We start from the raw sequence: 18,165 nt of genomic DNA on the forward strand, positions 1-18,165 counted from the left end.
GGCTTTTCCGCCCATGGTTTACTCTAGGGCTGTTTGTTGAGGTGTAGATGGATAGTATTGTAATTGGAACAGCCGGTCATATTGATCACGGAAAAACTTCATTGGTAAAGGCTTTGACCGGCTTTGACGCCGATACGCTGGCAGAGGAAAAACGGCGGGGCATTACCATCAATCTGGGTTTTGCCTATTGCAGTCTGCCTTGTGGGAGAACAGCAGGATTTGTTGATGTACCGGGTCATGAACGGTTTGTTAAGAATATGCTGGCCGGTGCGAGCGGCATTGATATCGCTATGGTGGTCATCGCCGCCAGTGAGGGAATTATGCCGCAAACCCGGGAACATATTCATATTCTGCAGTATCTTGGTATCGAACAAGCCATTGTTGTCCTCACAAAAATTAGTATGGTCGACGACGACTTCCGGGAGCTGGTGGTGGAGGATACCAAAGAATATCTGGCGACTACCGCATTAGCGCATGCACCTGTGGTACAGGTGGATTCGATTACCGGGCAAGGTATCCCTGAGTTATTAGCCTTGCTGAACGATATGGCGGCAGGAGTGCGGCGGGAAGCTGTTTCCATGCCTTCCCGGCTGCCGGTGGACCGGGTATTTTCCATCAAAGGATTCGGAACTGTTGTTACCGGTACGCTGAATGAAGGATCAATTAGCTTAAATGATGAGCTGGCGATTTATCCCGAGGGGCTGCCGGTTAAGGTAAGAGGGATTCAAATTCACGAGCAGGCCGTGACCACTGCTCGCGCCGGACAGCGAACCGCTCTTAATCTGAGCGGTGTATCGGTGGAAGAAGTCCACCGGGGCTGTGTGGTTGCCAAGCCGGGTTCGGTACAAGCCACCAGCGTCCTGGACGTATACCTTTCCGTTGCTGCCGATGCCAGCCAGCCGCTCAAGCGCCTGGAGCAGCTCAAACTCTATCTGGGAGCTGCCGAAGTAGTAACTAAAGTTGTTCTCATGGGCTGCAAAGAAATCTATCCCGGCGAGGAATGCTATGCCAAGCTACTGACTGAATCCCCCGTGATTGCCCGCAAAGCCGATCGGTTTGTGCTGCGGAGCCTGTCGCCGGTTCAGACCATTGGCGGCGGCAGGGTAGTTGATCCGGCTGCCAAGCGGTCAGGTTATACTGATGAACAGGCGCTGCATATCATGCAAATCAAGGATCAAGGCGCTCCGCAGCAGGTCTTGGAAGTATTTGCAAGGGAGAATTTGTTTGGTGATAAAGAGGCTATTGCTTCTGCCGCCAACATCGAAGCTGCGGAAAAATACTTTGAGATACTGCTGGAAGAAGGCCGGATACTGCTGTTTGAGAACCGGGTTGCTCATATTGAAGCGCTCAAGGCTTTGCTGGAAAAAACGCTTCATATTTTGGAACCTTATCATACCCAATATCCTCTGCGGACCGGAATGGCTAAGGCTGAATTACAGGCACGGTTAGAAATGACAAGCCGTCCCCGGGAGTTTGAATGGCTGCTGGGCTGGATGAAAGAGACAGAGGCAATTGGGCAAAGCGGTTTGATGCTCTATAAGGCCGGTTTCACACCGGTATTTTCCAAAAAACTGGGTGCTATTCGCGATGAAATGCTTGCCGCCGTGCGGCAGGCCGGTTACTCGCCGCTTACCGTCAATGAACTTGCCGGCAGCGACAAAGACAGGCAAGCTGTTTTGGAAGCTTTGCTGCAATCCGATTTCCTGGCCGTAGACGGACAGGTTATTATACTCAAAGAACTGTATGTACAGGCCAAGGAAACGGCCGTCCGGCTGAACCGGACAGAAGGTGCCATCCGGCTCGCCGATTTCCGTGACAGCCTGGGAACCAGCAGAAAATATGCGCTCTTACTTCTGGAGAAAATGGACAGGGACAAATTCACCGTCCGCCAGGGCGAAGAGCGGGTATTAATATAAATAGTAGTAAGGGGACGAAGAAACATGCAAATATATGACGTAATCATCATCGGTGGCGGCCCTGCAGGACTTGCGGCAGGCCTGTATGCCGGCCGTGCGCGGATGAAGACACTCCTGATCGAAAAAGATAAAGACGGCGGCCAAATCGTAATTACCTCCGAGGTAGAAAACTATCCCGGCTGCATGGAAGAAGAATCCGGCGTATCCTTAGTAGCCCGCATGACTCACCAAACTGAAAAGTTCGGTGTGGAACGCGCCCAGGATGCCATTACCGCCGTTGATTTCTCCGGTGATGTCAAAGTGCTGAAAGGCAAAAAAGGCGAATACCATGCCCGCAGCGTCATTATCGCTACCGGCGCATTCCCTCGCCCCATTGGCTGCGAAGGCGAAAAAGAACTCATCGGCAAAGGTGTTTCCTATTGCGCCACCTGCGACGGCAACTTCTTTGAAGACATGGACATCTATGTAGTTGGCGGCGGCGACACGGCTGTAGAAGAAGCCATGTACCTGACCAAATTCGGCCGTAAAGTAACCATTGTCCATCGCCGTGATCAATTGCGGGCAGCTAAATCCATTCAGGAAAAAGCCCTCAAAAACCCTAAAATCAACTTCCTGTGGGACACCGTTATCACCAAATTAAAAGGTGACGGCCTGCTCGAATCCATGGTCATAAAAAATCTGAAAACCGGCGAGGAAACAGAAATTCACGCCCCTGAAGAAGACGGCACCTTTGGTGTATTCGGCTTCATCGGCTTCCTGCCGCAGTCCAGCATTTTCGAAGGCGTTATCAATCTGGAAGACGGCTACATTCCTACTAATGAGCGCATGGAAACCAACATCCCCGGCGTATTTGCCGCCGGTGACATCCGCGTCAAAGATATCCGTCAGGTAGTTACTGCTGCAGCCGACGGAGCCATAGCCGCCATGATGGCGGAAAAATACCTGGAACACTAAAACCGGACATCCGGTAACACACAAAAGGAGAGTGCTGATATGTTAATAGTTGACAAAGAAACCTTTGAACCTGAAGTACTGAAAGCCGAGGGAACCGTACTGGTAGACTTCTACGGCGACGGCTGCGTGCCTTGCCAGGCCCTGCTGCCCCACATTGAAGGCTTTGAAAAAACCTATGGAGATAAAATCAAATTCACCAAACTCAACACCACAGGTGCCCGCCGCTTAGCTATCGGCCAGAAAATCATGGGCCTGCCGGTTATCGCCATCTACCAAGGCGGCGTAAAAGTTGAAGAACTGGTAAAAGAAGACGCTACCCCGGACAACGTGGAGCAAATGATTAAAAAATATCTCTAATCTCTAGCTGTTTAGCTATTTAACGGCAGCGGCTCTGGCCGCTGACGTTTAAATAAAAAAAAATTAGGAGGAATCAGGCTATGTTGCTGAAAGACAAAAAAGTCATAATTGTCGGCGACAGGGATGGCATCCCGGGTCCTGCGATTGCATTGTGTGCGCAAACCGCAGGTGCGGATGTAGTATTCTCATCAACAGAATGCTTTGTCTGAACTGCTGCGGGCGCTATGGACCTGGAAAACCAAAAGCGGGTTAAAGAATTTACGGAGGAATACGGTGCAGAAAACATCGTAATCCTGCTCGGCGCAGCCGAGGGCGAGTCTGCCGGACTTGCTGCTGAAACCGTAACTGCTGGCGACCCTACTTTTGCAGGTCCTTTGGCGGGAGTCCAGTTGGGACTGAAAGTATACCATATATGCGAGCCGGAAGTGAAGGCCGAGGTAGATCCACAGGTATATGAAGAACAAATCAGTATGATGGAAATGGTGCTTGATATTGACAGCATTGTTGATGAAATGAAATCCATTCGCGATCAGTACTGCAAGTTCTAGTTTTTATCCTGAGACAAACCCTCTCTAATTCTCCATTTTTACAAGTGAGAATTAAGAGCAGCTAAGTCCAGGAAGTTGGGCGACTGATCTTTTGACAGGGTCAAGAAACCTGTCTGAAGTTAAGTCTGCTTTATTTGTCCTACAGAATTCACCAAAAAATTCTGGGACATAAAAACGACTAAGGATTTTACCGTCGTCCTGACGGATTTGGCGTAAGCCAAGTCTTTCTTGAGAAAGAAGCCGGATGGTGCGGGCGGTAAAAGAGAGGATTACTTACATAGTAGGCCTTATCTTTTGGCGCCCGTTTAATCTTTAGACGAAAGGGTGTTTCCTATGTACAGCGTACTCAAAGGGGCAGGCTATTTTCTGGCACATACGCCAGACATGGTAATTCATAATGGCACGACCCAGACTACCGAAAAGAGAATAAAACCGGATTCCGACTACCTGAAAGACATCGTAAACGGCATGCGCGACTATGAAGCGTGTGTAGCGTATCCGCCCAATCAGGTATATATCGGTAACATGACACCGGACGAACTGGCTGCCATCCCTGCGCCTTGGCATGACAAGCGCGCAGAAGGCGCCAAACGTCAGGGTGCGTTCGGGGAAATCATGCCCCAGGATGAATTCGTCGGCCTGATGAAAATCTGCGACGTCTTTGATCTGGTCAAGCTCAATGAGAGTGTTAGCCAATCCATCAAAGCCAAGCTGGAAGCCCATCCTTTGATCGACAACAGCCTGCTGACCGGTTTGGACAAAGCCGCAGCCGCAGGAGAAATCACCGACCTAATCAAAAACGCCGGCGCGGAAGCCATTCATCTGAACGGCGAAGTGGTTGGCTGCGTCAAAGCCGCCCATGACATTGACGACTCGCTGTCAGCTCATGTCATCTTTGAAAACCTGGTTTCCAAAGCCTCCTGCGTAGCCTCGCTCCTGCAGCTCATTCACCAGACCGGTGTAGACAAAGCAGCCATCGACTATGTCATCGAGTGCTCCGAAGAAGCCTGCGGTGATATGAACCAACGCGGCGGCGGCAACTTTGCCAAAGCGGCAGCCGAAATGGCAGGCTTCGTCAATGCCACCGGCAGTGACGTGCGCGGTTTCTGCGCCGGTCCTACCCATGCCCTGGTACAGGCAGCCTCCCTGGTGAAAGCCGGCGTCTTCAAAAACGTCGTAGTAGCCGCAGGCGGCTCCACCGCCAAACTGGGTATGAACGGTAAAGACCACCTGAAAAAAGGACTGCCCATATTAGAAGACTGCGTGGCCGGCTTTGCCGTGCTCATCTCGGAAAACGACGGCATCAACCCGGAACTCAACACCGACATCCTGGGCCGTCACACCGTAGGCACCGGCTCCTCGCCGCAAAACGTCATCTCTTCCTTAACCTTTACCCCGCTGGAAAAGGCAGGATTAAAGCTGACCGATGTAGATAAATACTCGGTAGAAATGCAAAACCCTGACATCACCAAACCGGCCGGAGCAGGCAATGTGCCTGAAGCCAACTACAAAATGATTGGCGCCTTGGCAGCCATGAAAGGCCAAATCCAAAAAACCGAACTGGGCGCCTTCGTGGAAAAGCACGGCATGACCGGCTGGGCCCCTACCCAAGGGCATATTCCCTCCGGCGTTCCGTACCTGGGCTTTGCCCAACGGGAAATCCTGGCAGGCTCCATTGAGCGGGCCATGTTTGTCGGCAAAGGCAGCCTGTTCTTAGGTCGCATGACCAACCTGTTTGACGGAATCTCCTTTGTACTGCAGAAAAACAGCGGTGCGAGTCAGGAATCCGGCGTAACAGAAGCCCGGGTGCAGCAGCTGATCGCCGCATCCCTGCGGGAGTTTGCCGGACATCTGGCCGGAAAGTTGGAGGGGTAGCGCTATGGCGGATAAACAAATCAACCGCATGATTGCCGACACCTTCCTCAAGCTTGCCGACTCCCTGGAAACCGGCGCCCAGGCGCCGCGGGCCGTCATCGCCCTCACCGCCATGGGCAGTGAACATGGCGAAGCCGAGCTGTACCAGGCGGCTGCGATGGCAGCCAGGCAGGGCATCAAAGTTAAAGTCATCGGTACCCAGCCGGCTACCTGCCCTGGCGTAGAAACCGTGCTCATTGCTTCAGAAGAAGAAGGCCATAAAGCGCTGGAAACCCTGTTAGACAGCGGCGAAGCCCAAGGCGGCGTAACCATGCACTACCCTTTCCCCATCGGTGTCTCCACCGTAGGCCGTGTCATTACCCCGGCCAAGGGCAAGGCTATGTACATAGCTACCACCACCGGCACCAGCGCCCTTGACCGGGTAGAAGGACTTGTGCGCAATGCCCTGTATGGGATTGCGACAGCCAAAGCCTGCGGCGTGGCTGAACCGACAGTGGGCCTCCTCAATATTGACGGAGCGCGCCAGGCGGAAATCCAGCTGCAAAAACTGCAAAACAGCGGCTATCCCATCCGGTTTGCCGCTTCAGGGCGAAGCGACGGCGGCGCTGTAATGCGGGGCAACGACCTCCTCATGGGTTCCTGCGACGTTATGGTCGCCGACTCCCTGACAGGCAACATCTTAATGAAAATGTTCTCCTCCTACAGCACCGGCGGCAGCTACGAATCGGTCGGCTACGGCTACGGACCGGGCATGGGCGAAAACATCGACAAGCTCATCCTTATCGTATCCCGTGCGTCCGGTGCGCCGGTAGTCAAAGGCGCCATAGAATTTGCCGCCGAACTGGTTCGCGGCGACTACAAGAGCGTATTTGCGGCAGAACTCAAAGCAGCCAAACAAGCCGGGCTGGATGCCCTCTTTGCCGGCTGCCGGGCCCAAAAACAAGCCGGAGAAGCCACCGAAGCGGTGGTGCAGCCGCCGAAAGAAGTAGTGACGGCAGAAATTCACGGCATTGAAATTTTGGACTTGGAAGATGCCGTACAGGCCTTATGGAAAGAAAAGATCTATGCCGAAAGCGGCATGGGTTGTACCGGACCGGTAGTTCTGCTGGCAGAAGCAAAAGTAGAACAGGCCAGAAGTATCTTGATTGCCAAAGGCTATATCGGCGAGTAACAACCACTTGTACAGGGAGGCCCTTCCATGACGAAGCAGCAGCGCCTGCGTACCTTACCTAAGATGGATGACCTGTTGCAGGTCATTGAAAACCAAGCCGGCGACCTGCCGCGCAGCCTGATTAAGTCGGTCATCCAGGACGAACTGGCCTGCTATCGCCAGCGCCTGCTGACCGGAGCTGCCGACCGCTGCGACCAGGAGGAACTGCTTGCCGGAATCCGGTTGGAACTGGGGCGCCAGTCACAGCCCCACCTGCGGGGTGTCATCAATGCCACCGGTGTCATTCTCCACACCAATCTGGGCCGGGCCAGGCTGTCGGACGAATGCCAAGCCATGCTGGTCGGTGTAGGCTGCAAGTATTCCAATCTGGAATACGATCTGGCTGACGGCAGCCGGGGCTCACGGTATCAGCATGTGGAAGACTTGCTCATTCGCCTGACAGGTGCCGAAGCCGCCCTGGTTGTGAATAACAACGCGGCAGCCGTGTATCTTGTGCTGGACTCCATTACCAAAGGCCGTGAGGTGGTAGTCTCGCGGGGGGAGTTAGTAGAAATCGGCGGTTCCTTTCGTGTCCCCAACATTATGGCCGCAAGCGGCTGCAAGCTGGTGGAGGTGGGGACCACCAACAAAACGCACCCTGCCGACTATGAGGCTGCCATTTCCGAACAAACCGGCGCTTTGCTTAAGGTACACACCAGCAATTACAAGATTATCGGCTTTACCGCCGAGGTGGAAATGCGGGAATTGGCGCAAATCGCCCGGAAGCATCAACTGCCGTCCATCTATGATTTGGGCAGTGGTCTGATGGTGGATTTGACTTCATATGGAATACCCGGCGAGACAACGGTGGCACAGTGTGTCAGCCAAGGGGCGGATTTGGTCTGCTTCAGCGGCGACAAGCTGCTGGGTGGTCCGCAGGCAGGCATTATTGTCGGCAAGTCAGCCTACATTACTGCCATGAAGAAAAACCATCTGCTGCGGGCCTTGCGCATTGACAAGCTGACACTTACAGCGCTGGAGGCTACCTTGCGCCAGTATCTCGACCCGGCCAAAGCCGTGCAGTCCATCCCGACCTTGCGGATGATTGCCGAACCGGCGGCCGCTGTCCGGGAAAAGGCGGAGCGGCTGGCAGATTTACTTGCCAGAACCGGCTGCAACTGCAGCGTAGTGAAAAGCGCAGCCTGTGTGGGAGGCGGTTCCCTGCCGGCAGTGGAACTGGAATCGTATGCGGTCGCCATTCATCTGGAAGAGTTGTCACCCAACAGGCTGGAAAGCAAACTGCGGGAACATTGTGTTCCTATTATTGCGAGGATAACGGACGATTGTCTGCAACTGGATTTGCGTACAGTCGAGCCGGAAGAATTTGCCGATATCGTTCTTTGTGTGAAACAGATTATCAGTGATCTTCGGATAGAATTATAATACGAAAGGACTGTTGAAATGAAACTGGATATTGTGAATTTTCATGTTCGGGACATACAGTTCGGCGCTAAAACAGAATACGTCGACGGAATCCTGACAGTCAATAAAGAAGAAGCCCTGGCAGTAGTGCGGGAAGACAGCCACATCACCGAGGCTGAGCTGCACATCGTAAAGCCTGGCGACGAAGTTCGCCTGGTGCCGGTAAAAGAAGCAATTGAGCCTCGTCACCGTGTTGGCGGCGGTCCGGTGTTCCCCGGCGTAACCGGCAAACTGGTACAAGCCGGCAACGGCACCACCCACGCTCTCAAGGATATGAGTGTTCTGGTAGTGGGCAAGCATTGGGGCGGTTTCCAGGACGGCTTGATTGACATGGGGGGGGAAGGCGCTAAGTACACCCTGTTCTCAGAGCTGAAAAATCTGGTACTGGTAGCCGATACCGATGAAACCTTCGAACATAAAGAGCAGCAAAAGAAAAACCGTGCACTGCGTTGGGCCGGTATGCGCCTGGCAGAATACCTGGGTGCATGCACAAAAGACTTGGCACCGGTAGAGACTGAAGTCTATGAGCTTCCTGCTATCACCAAGCGCGACAGCGCTTTAAACAAGCTGCCCAGTGTTGTCTTAGTACTGCAGCCACAGTCTCAGATGGAAGAAATGGGCTACAACGACCTCAACTACGGTTGGGACTGCAATCATATGCTGCCCACCTTTATGCATCCTAACGAAGTGCTGGATGGAGCCATGATTTCCGGTTCTTTCATGCCTTGCTCCTCGAAATGGTCCACCTATGATTTCCAAAACTTCCCGATGATCAAAAGACTGTATCAAGAGCATGGCAAGACCCTGAACTTCCTGGGAGTGATCATGTCCAACCTCAACGTGGCACTGGATCAGAAGGAACGCTCTGCCTTGTTTGTTGCTCAAATGGCAAAAAGCATAGGCGCAGACAGCGCGATTGTGGTTGAGGAAGGCTACGGCAACCCGGATGCTGACTTCACCGCTTGCATTGTTGCCCTGGAGAAAGCCGGTGTTAAGACCGTAGGTCTGACCAATGAGTGCACCGGACGGGATGGAGCAAGCCAGCCGCTGGTGTCTATGGACGAGATAGCTGATGCTATTGTTTCCTGCGGTAACGTATCCAGCCTGATTAAGCTGCCACCGATGAAAGTAGTATTGGGAGAACTGGAATCCCTTGCACGGGACGGTCTTTCCGGCGGTTGGAGCAATGACGAGATATTAGGACCTTCAGTGAAACCTGACGGCTCTATTATCATGGAAAATAACGCTATGTTCTGCGGTGACCGGGTTGCTGGCTGGTCCACCAAGACCATGAAGGAATTTTAAGGAGGGAACAGTGTGAAAACAATCCTGTATCTTAACCAGTTCTTTGGGCAGATTGGCGGCGAGGAGCTTGCCGATCATGAGCCGGAGATCCGCGAAGGTGTTGTAGGACCTGCTATGGCACTTAATGCCGCGCTGGGTGCTGACATTGAAGTTACTCATACCATTATCTGCGGTGACAATTTTATCGGTTCCAACACCGAAGAAGCAATAAAGCGCATTCTGGGTTTCCTGGAAGATAAAGAGTTTGATATATTCTTTGCCGGTCCTGCCTTCCGCGCCGGACGTTATGGCGCAGCCTGCGGTCATATCTGCTCTGCTGTACAGAAAAAATTCGGCGTTCCGGCTATTACTTCGATGAACGACGAAAACCCTGGCGTGGAAATGTACAGAAAAGAAATGTACATCTTCAAGGGCGGCGCCAGTGCTGCGGCCATGAAAAAAGATGTAACCGCAATGGCTAACTTTGCCAAAAAACTGCTGGCTAAAGAACCCTTGCATTCGGCTGATGAAGAAGGCTATTTTGGCCGCGGCGTCCGTGAGCAGGTTTGGTTGAACCCGCCTGTGGCCGCTGTTGACCGGGTAATCGACATGCTGTTGAAAAAAGTAAATGGCCAGCCGTACCAGTCAGAACTGCCTATTCCCAAATCTGAGCGCGCTCCGATTGCTCCCGCCATTTCGCCTGAGAAGCTGGCAACCATGAAAGTGGCGCTGGTTACCTCCGGTGGTATTGTGCCTGTCGGTAATCCTGACCGCATTCAATCCGCTTCTGCTACCAAGTGGGGCAAGTATGACGTTGAGAACCTGGACGATTTGAAAAAGGGCGAATTTATGACCATCCATGCCGGCTTTGACCCTGCTGCCGCCAACAATGACCCTGACGTTATTGTTCCGCTGGATGTACTGCAGGAGTATGCCAAAGAAGGAAAAATCGGCGGCGTATACAAGTTTTTTTATTCCACAGTCGGTACCGGCACCACGCAAGCTGAAGCCGCCCGGATGGGTAGAGAAATCGCACAGGAGCTAATCAGTGATGGCGTACAAGCTGCTATCCTGACCTCCACCTGAGGCACCTGCACACGTTGCGGTGCAACGATGACTAGAGAAATCGAACGGGCAGGGATTACCATTGTTCAGATGGCAAACCTGATTCCTGTAGCGAAAACCGTGGGCGTGAACCGTCTGGTTCCGACCATCTCCATTCCGTATCCGCTTGGCAATCCGTCCACTCCGAAGGAAGAGCAGCATAAGCTGCGCCGCCATCGCGTAGGCGTTGCCCTGGATGCCTTAACTACCCCGATTGAAGAGCCAACACTCTTTGAAGTAAAAATCTAATTGATTGTCCTTACACTCCGCCGGCAGCAATACCGGCGGAGTGTGTGGCATACAGGCAAAATATGTTCAGTATAATTACTTAGTCAAGCAATACAAAACAGGAAGCGGCTGCTTTGTGGCAGCGCTTGAGCAGAGTTTTACGGGGAGGTAGCAAAGATGGAAATGAAACAATTGGAAGCGTTTGTCGCAGTGGTTCAATACAACAGCTTTTCCAAGGCAGCTGACATGATTTATTTGTCTCAGCCGACTATTAGCGCCCACATCAGTTCTCTGGAGAATGAGATCGGGGCACAGCTGTTGATACGCTCGACTAAGGCGGTTTATCCAACCCAGACAGGCAAAGAGTTGTTTCACCGGGCCAAAAGCATCCTTGCACTGCGTGATGAGGCTATCAGCAGTGTCAGTAGGATTGACCGGGAAATGATTGGAGAAATCAGCATCTTAGCCTCTACCGTGCCTGCTCAGTTTCTGCTGCCGGAAATCATTACCGCCTTTCAAAAACAGTATCCCCGAATTGTGTTTCATATCCACCAGGCGGACAGCCAGCAAGTCGTGGAAGGGCTTTTGGGCTACAAGTATGATTTTGGTATAGTGGGCACAAGTGTCAATTCCCGTTGTTTGCTGACAGTTCCTTTCTATCATGACACACTGGTATTGATTACCCCCAAATCGATGCCGGTTAACAAAGGGGCAATGTATCGCGACCTGCCGGCGTTTTTACGGCAGCAGCCTTTTGTGATGCGCGGGGACGGCTCCGGCACCCGTGTGGAAATGGAACAACTGCTGCATAAGCAAGGCATTTCTGTCCAGAATCTGAATATTGTAGCCTATTTTCATGACACCCAGAGCATTTTATCGGCTGTGTCCCAGGGAATGGGAATATCCTTTGTTTCCAAAGTTGCGGCAGCTGCCTATGAAAAAACCGGACAAATCAAGGTATATGACCTTGGGCAGCAGGCATTCGCGCGTCAATTTCATCTTGTTTTTAAAAAAGAAGTGGTGTTATCGCCGGTTCAAAGGGTTTTTGTCGCATATCTGGAAAATTATTTTACTGGCAACATTACTGTATATTCCGAGCAAAGAGATTGCCGCTGAAGCAATACCGCTGGGTAATATGCAGCGATAACGGAGTACCGGAGAAAACTTGCATTTTATCCGATGACTAACTCGCTCTAAGACTCCCAACTCTCCAGGTGGGAGTATACCCCTACGGGCACAGGCGAGCGACTAAGTCCCTGGATAAGGGCGACTAACCTTCAGATGGGGTTAAAACCCCACCTGAAGCTAAGTCTACTTTATTTTGATATGATTGTTGGGATAAAATTGGTATGCCAAAGAAAGGGTGAGTTGACAAGCATGTGTTGTTCAAAAGTAACAAAAGACCAGGCAGTAGAAATTATAAAAAGATACGAGCAAGTATTAGCCATTATTAATAAATACGGAAAGGCTAAGGAGCAGCTGTTATCTATTTTGCTTGATGTTCAGGCAACTTCGGGAGAAAACTATGTAGCTGAAGAATGGGCGGAAGTTGTCGCCTGTCAATTAGATTTGCCAATTAGCAAAGTTCATGATGTATTAACCTTTTATGCTATGTTCAGCATTGAACCGCGCGGCCGGTATGTCATTGAAATTTGCAAAAGCACACCCTGTCATGTAACCAAAGCCGATGCGGTTGTCGCCATGTTTGAAGCAGAATTAGGCATTAAGCTCGGCGAGACCACTCCTGACAATGAATTTACCCTGCTGCACACCAGCTGTGTGGGTGCCTGCGATATTGGTCCGGTAGCCAAAATCGGCGAAGAAGTCTATGGCAATCTGACCGCAGCCAAGGTAGCCGAAATTGTGGCAAGTTACCGGGAGGCGAAAGCATGTCAAAAATAAATAAACTGATTTCCGGCAATTGCGGTGTCATTTGCCCTGATTGTACTGAAGATTATGTAAAAGCCGGCGGCTATCAAGGCCTCAAAAAAGCCTTTACCATGAAACCGGAAGATATTATCGGCGAAGTAAAAAAGGCCAAGCTCTTAGGGCGCGGCGGCGCCGCCTATCCGGCCGGTTCCAAATGGGAACAGCTGCTGGAAATTCCCGAGTTTCCCAAATATATTGTTATTAATGCCGATGAAGGGGAACCAGGCACCTTTAAGGATAAAATCCTCTTAGGCCAGGACCCGCTACGGGTAATTGAAGGCATGATTATTGCCGGTTATGTTTTCAACTCCCACGACGGCTACATTTATATTCGCGGTGAATACCGCGCCATTCAAAAGGTATTCCAAAGCGCCATCGACAACGCCGTCAAAGCCGGCTATCTGGGCAAAAACATCCTGGGCAGCGGCTTTGAATTCAACATCCACATCATGACCGGCGCCGGTGCCTATGTCTGCGGCGAAAACTCCGCCCTCTTAAACTCCATCGAAGGCAAGGCCGGCCGCCCGCGCATCAAACCGCCCCATCTGGCGGAAGTCGGCCTGTTCCTGCTGCCTACCCTGGTAAATAATGTGGAGTCCATTGCCAATATCCCGACCATTGTATTAGAGGGCGGCGACAAGTATTTAAGCTACGGCACCAAAGACAGCGGCGGCACCAAGCTCATCTGTCTGTCCGGTAATGTTGTTAACCGTGGTGTATACGAGATTCCGTTCGGCGTAAGCCTGCGGGATGCCATTTATGATCCTCAGCTGGGCGGCGGCATTCCTAACGGGAAAAAACTAAAATTCTTCCACCTGGGCGGTCAGTCCGGACCGATTGGCGGTGAAGCCCAGCTTGATACCCCATATTGCTATAAGGCGCTCAGAAACGCCGGATTAAGTGTTGGTTCCGGCGCCATTGTAGTTATGGATGAAGACGTGTGCGTGATTGATTATCTTAAAGGTGTAACCGAATTCTTCATCCATGAATCCTGTGGCAAATGTACCCCTTGCCGCGAAGGCAACAAACAAATTTATGCCATTCTCTGCAAAATCGCCGCAGGGGAAGCTGTGCAGGACGATCTTGTTATTCTCAAGCGCTTAATCGATACCATGACCATCGCTTCTTTCTGCGGTTTGGGCCAATCGGCAGCTGTGGCCCTCAATACCTGCTGGAAACTCTTCAAAACCGAATTTGAAGATCATCTGCACAAGAAATGTCCGGCGCAAGTTTGTTTTACTGAACAGGAAAGAGGTGAGTAGTGTGGGTCATCATGCTTCAGATCCCAATAAAATCGTAAACATTACCATTGACGGGGTACCGGTATCGTGTCCTGAAACTACACTTATTCTGGATGCTGCCAAAATGGCGGGAATTGACATTCCGGTACTATGTTACCATCCTGACCTCAAAGTACGCGCTACCTGCCGTCTTTGTGTAGTTGAACTTAAGGGACAGAAAAAACTTAAAACTGCGTGCAGCAATGAAGTCTGGGATGGGGCTGAGTTTATTACCAACAGCCCGGCGGTACGGCAGGCCAGAAAAGATGTGCTGGAACTTATCCTGGCCGAACACCCGCAGGATTGTTTGCAATGTGTCAGAAACACCAACTGTGAACTCCAGCAACTGGCGCGGGATTTTGGTGTCAGCAAGCCGCTGTTTGCCAACCAGCCAAAACAAATTCCTATCGAAGATTCCAACGGGGTTATTGTCCGGGACATGGCTAAGTGTGTAAAATGCGGCCGTTGTGTGGAAATGTGCCAGGAGGTCCAGACCGTCGGCGCCATCAATACTGCCCATCGTTCGGTGGAATACGAAGTCACGACTGCTTTCGACCGGCCGCTGCAGGACAGCACTTGTATATATTGTGGACAATGCATTGCGGTCTGCCCGGTAGGCGCTTTGTATGAAAAGGATGACACGGAAAAAGTCTGGCAGGCGATTGGCGACAGTGATAAGCATGTAATCGTGCAGGTAGCTCCGGCCGTTCGTGTCGCTTTGGGTGAAGAATTCGGTTTGGAACCAGGCAGCATTACGACCGGCAAGCTGGTAGCCGCCTTGCGCCGTCTAGGGTTTGACAAAGTGTTTGACACCGACTTTGCTGCCGACGTAACTATCATGGAGGAAGGCAATGAACTGTTGGAGCGAATGAGCCATGGCGGTACCTTGCCGCTCATTACCTCCTGCAGCCCCGGTTGGATCAACTTTGTGGAGACCTTCTATCCGGACTTGCTGGACAATGTTTCCACCTGCAAATCGCCGCAGCAAATGTTTGGGGCCTTAGCCAAGAGCTATTACCCCGAAAAAGCAGGTATCGACGCCGCGAAGATCGTATCGGTGTCCATTATGCCCTGCACGGCGAAAAAATATGAAAGTGCCCGACCGGAAATAAATAGCAGCGGGTACCGTGATGTGGATGTTGTTTTGACTACCCGTGAGCTGGCCAGGATGATTAAACAAGCCGGTTTTGACTTTAACAAATTAAGCAATGCCGAGTTTGATGCCCCGCTTGGTATCTCTACCGGCGCCGCTGTCATCTTCGGCACCTCCGGCGGTGTTATGGAAGCCGCTCTCCGTACCGTCTACGAAGTAGTCACAGGCAAGGAACTGGCCAATGTCGATTTCGAAGGCGTGCGCGGCCTCACCGGCGTCAAGGAAGCGGAGGTTGACCTGGACGGCAAAAAGGTTAAAGTGGTCATTGCCAACGGCCTGAAAAATGCCCGGGTTATTTTAGACAAAATCCGCGCCGGCGAATGTGATTACCAGTTTGTTGAAATCATGTGCTGCCCTGGTGGCTGCATCGGCGGCGGCGGTCAGCCCTGGGGCACCACCCAGGCTACCAAGGAAGCCCGGATGGCCGGTCTATACCAGGCCGACCGCGAGCTGTCCATCAGACAGTCGCATAAAAATCCGGCGGTGAAGGCCCTGTATGATGAGTTCCTGGGTAAACCGTTAAGCCACAAATCCCACGAGCTTCTGCATACCCATTACCATCCCAAGCATAAGTAGATAAGCAGATAAGCAGATAACCAGGTTATTAGGAGCAACGCGACGCTATAAGCAGATAACCAAGTTATTAGGAGCAACGCGACGCTAGAACTTGTGTGAATCGCTTAGTTCCGAGCGGAGCGAGGAACTTCCTTTCGCGGAACTTCCTATAACGATTGTGCTCAATAAGGACGGCTTGTTATACAGCCGTCCTTATTGCTAAATAAAAGGAGAAAATCTTATAATTTAGAGGTGAAAAGCCTGTGAAGAGCATACGGACTTTTTTTATCCTTATCATTACCGGCATTACTCTACTGGTATTCAGTGTTCAGACCTATATTTCGTCAACGCAGGTCAAAGAGTATGCAGTAACTCAGCAAGAAGAAAAATTATTGACTCAGGCTCTGCAAGAAGCAACATCACTATATATTCCGATCAAAGAGATTTCCGACGAAGCTATAACCCTGGGCAATATGATTACGACCATGCCGGAGTACCAGGAAGAGATTGTCCTTAGTTATATTAAGAAAAGCGTGCAGAAAAGCAAGTCCTTTGCCGGTGCCGGCGTGGCGTTTGAACCGTACGCCTATCAGCCGGATGTGAAAAATCATTTCCCGTACACGATGAAGGACAAAAACGGTATACCGGTTTTAACGTGGGAATACAGTGTAGTGGATTATCATGCTAAAGCATGGTATAAATTAGGTATCGGCTCGCAAAAGGCCATTGATTATTCAGAGCCGTATGTGGACCAAAGCGACTCGAATCTGATATGGGTAACCTGTGTTCATCCAATCGAAAAAAACGGTAAGCGCATTGGTGTGGCGGAAGCAGATTTCACTCTGGACATTTTTAAGCGGCAGCTGGCAGACATCCGTGTGGGGCAGAACGGTTATGCCTTCGCACTTACCCGGGCCGGTATGGTTATTGGCAACTATACCGGCAGTAAAACCGAGCAGATCCAAGACTTATCAGTAAAGCTCACAGAGGTGTCTGACAAGGAATGGCGGGCGCTGGGTGAAGCAGCGCTGCAAGCGAAGCAAGCGGGAATCATGCAAGTAAAAGATAATTACATTGTATACTCGCCGGTAGGCGATACCGGAATGACCCTGCTGTTGGTTTACCCGGCGGAGGAAGTCTTTGCCGGCTTGAACAGTCTGATGTATTCTAACCTGATATTGGTGACTGTCTCCATTCTCTTGTTTGTGTTCACGTTATCCTATTTTGTAAATCGGCGCATTGTCAACCCGATACGAAAGTTGTCTGAAACCGCCAACCGGGTGGCTGCAGGCGATCTTAGCGACATCGGGGAAACTCAGGCGGGCAAGGATGAGATCGGTCAGTTGGCAGCGGCCTTTGCCACTATGTCCGGCAACTTGCGCAGCCTGATGCTGCAGGTCATGCAATCTTCAGAGCAGCTGGCCTCTTCGTCGGAAGAACTGACGGCAAGTGCCGAGCAGTCGGCGCAAGGCGCAACCCAAACAGCCATGAGTATTACGGCGGTGGCCGCCGGTACCGAGCGGCAAACCGGCGCCGTTAACCAAGCTACAGCTATTGTTGATCGCATTGCAAACGAGATCAACCAGGTTGCCGACAATGTCGGCATAGTTGAGGCGACTTCCGGGAAAGCAGCAGGCGCTGCCAAAGAAGGGGGCGAGGCGGTCGAAGCAGCAGTGCGGCAAATGGTTACTATTGAGACCAAAGTGACCCATACCGCGCAGATTGTTGTTAAGCTGGGGGAACGCTCCAAAGAAATCGGGCAGATTGTCGATACCATTGCCGGTATTGCCAGTCAGACCAACCTCTTAGCCCTCAACGCCGCCATTGAGGCAGCCCGTGCCGGTGAACAAGGTCGCGGCTTTGCGGTAGTGGCTGAAGAAGTGCGCAAGCTGGCGGAACAGTCCCAGGAAGCCGCCAAGCAGATTGCCGGATTAATTGGTGAAATCCAGAGTGAGACTACCAGTGCGGTTATGGCTATGGATGAGGGCACGCGTGAGGTAAAGATCGGGGCGGAAGTTGTCAATAACGCAGGTCTCGCCTTTGCCGAGATTGTGACACTGTTTGATCAGGTATCAGAACAGGTGAGCAAAATTACCAATACGGTGCAGCGGGTTGCCGGTGGCAGCCAGGAAATTGTTGCCGCCGTAAAAGAAATTGATGAAATAAACAAAGATACTGCCAGTCAAACCCAGACGGTTTCAGCGGTTACAGAGGAGCAGGCAGCCTCCATGGAAGAAATCGCTGCCGCCAGTGAGGCTTTGGCCCAAATGGCGGAAACATTGACTGGAGCCGTAAGCAGGTTCAAATTGTAGTTGGGCTCTTTAAAGTAAAAATCTAATTGATTGTCATT

General features: G+C 51.6%; 14 protein-coding genes. All 14 read left to right on the top strand.

Annotated elements, in window-relative coordinates:
• The first annotated feature begins 47 nt into the window (after positions 1–47).
• Positions 48–1,916 carry a selenocysteine-specific translation elongation factor gene (gene selB / locus SPSPH_RS04500; protein WP_075753626.1) on the top strand — a complete coding sequence of 623 codons (1,869 nt, stop codon included), beginning with the start codon at positions 48–50 and terminating at the stop codon, positions 1,914–1,916.
• Between the two features lie 24 nt (positions 1,917–1,940).
• Positions 1,941–2,870 carry a thioredoxin-disulfide reductase gene (gene trxB / locus SPSPH_RS04505; RefSeq protein ID WP_075753628.1) on the top strand — a complete coding sequence of 310 codons (930 nt, stop codon included), beginning with the start codon at positions 1,941–1,943 and terminating at the stop codon, positions 2,868–2,870.
• A 39-nt stretch (positions 2,871–2,909) separates the two neighbouring features.
• The gene (gene trxA / locus SPSPH_RS04510; protein WP_075753630.1) at positions 2,910–3,227 is read left to right on the top strand and encodes a thioredoxin TrxA; all 318 of its coding nucleotides are present in this window, start codon (positions 2,910–2,912) and stop codon (positions 3,225–3,227) included.
• 80 nt (positions 3,228–3,307) lie between these two features.
• On the top strand, positions 3,308–3,775 hold the full coding sequence (gene grdA / locus SPSPH_RS04515; protein ID WP_083945398.1) for a glycine/sarcosine/betaine reductase complex selenoprotein A: 468 nt from the start codon (positions 3,308–3,310) through the stop codon (positions 3,773–3,775).
• Positions 3,776–4,108: 333 nt separating this feature from the next.
• Positions 4,109–5,650, top strand: a complete 1,542-nt coding sequence (grdC, locus tag SPSPH_RS04520; RefSeq protein ID WP_075753636.1) for a glycine/sarcosine/betaine reductase complex component C subunit beta — start codon at positions 4,109–4,111, stop codon at positions 5,648–5,650.
• A 4-nt stretch (positions 5,651–5,654) separates the two neighbouring features.
• Entirely contained in the window at positions 5,655–6,821 is a 1,167-nt protein-coding gene (grdD, locus tag SPSPH_RS04525) for a glycine/sarcosine/betaine reductase complex component C subunit alpha (RefSeq protein ID WP_075753638.1), read from the top strand.
• A 27-nt stretch (positions 6,822–6,848) separates the two neighbouring features.
• Positions 6,849–8,243 (top strand): L-seryl-tRNA(Sec) selenium transferase, encoded by a 1,395-nt coding sequence (gene selA, locus SPSPH_RS04530; protein WP_075753640.1) that lies wholly within the window; start codon positions 6,849–6,851, stop codon positions 8,241–8,243.
• 18 nt (positions 8,244–8,261) lie between these two features.
• Positions 8,262–9,587 carry a glycine/sarcosine/betaine reductase component B subunit gene (locus SPSPH_RS04535; RefSeq protein WP_075753642.1) on the top strand — a complete coding sequence of 442 codons (1,326 nt, stop codon included), beginning with the start codon at positions 8,262–8,264 and terminating at the stop codon, positions 9,585–9,587.
• A gap of 12 nt (positions 9,588–9,599) precedes the next feature.
• Complete coding sequence (grdH, locus tag SPSPH_RS04540) at positions 9,600–10,919, top strand: betaine reductase selenoprotein B (RefSeq protein ID WP_083945399.1); 1,320 nt, start codon at positions 9,600–9,602, stop codon at positions 10,917–10,919.
• 156 nt (positions 10,920–11,075) lie between these two features.
• Positions 11,076–12,014: a selenium metabolism-associated LysR family transcriptional regulator gene (locus SPSPH_RS04545; RefSeq protein WP_075753648.1), complete on the top strand. Its 939-nt coding sequence runs from the start codon at positions 11,076–11,078 to the stop codon at positions 12,012–12,014.
• A 261-nt stretch (positions 12,015–12,275) separates the two neighbouring features.
• A complete protein-coding gene (locus tag SPSPH_RS04550) occupies positions 12,276–12,800 on the top strand; it encodes a complex I 24 kDa subunit family protein (RefSeq protein ID WP_075753650.1) in 525 nt (174 codons plus the stop codon).
• Positions 12,788–14,089 (top strand): complex I 51 kDa subunit family protein, encoded by a 1,302-nt coding sequence (locus tag SPSPH_RS04555; protein WP_109298137.1) that lies wholly within the window; start codon positions 12,788–12,790, stop codon positions 14,087–14,089. The genes SPSPH_RS04550 and SPSPH_RS04555 overlap by 13 nt, the downstream gene beginning before the upstream one ends.
• A gap of 1 nt (position 14,090) precedes the next feature.
• Positions 14,091–15,836 (top strand): NADH-dependent [FeFe] hydrogenase, group A6, encoded by a 1,746-nt coding sequence (locus SPSPH_RS04560; RefSeq protein ID WP_233138660.1) that lies wholly within the window; start codon positions 14,091–14,093, stop codon positions 15,834–15,836.
• 242 nt (positions 15,837–16,078) lie between these two features.
• The gene (locus SPSPH_RS04565) at positions 16,079–18,127 is read left to right on the top strand and encodes a methyl-accepting chemotaxis protein (RefSeq protein ID WP_075753652.1); all 2,049 of its coding nucleotides are present in this window, start codon (positions 16,079–16,081) and stop codon (positions 18,125–18,127) included.
• Positions 18,128–18,165: the final 38 nt, after the last annotated feature.

The sequence above is a fragment of the Sporomusa sphaeroides DSM 2875 genome (assembly GCF_001941975.2).
In the GTDB taxonomy this organism is placed as follows: Bacteria; Bacillota; Negativicutes; order Sporomusales; family Sporomusaceae; genus Sporomusa; species Sporomusa sphaeroides.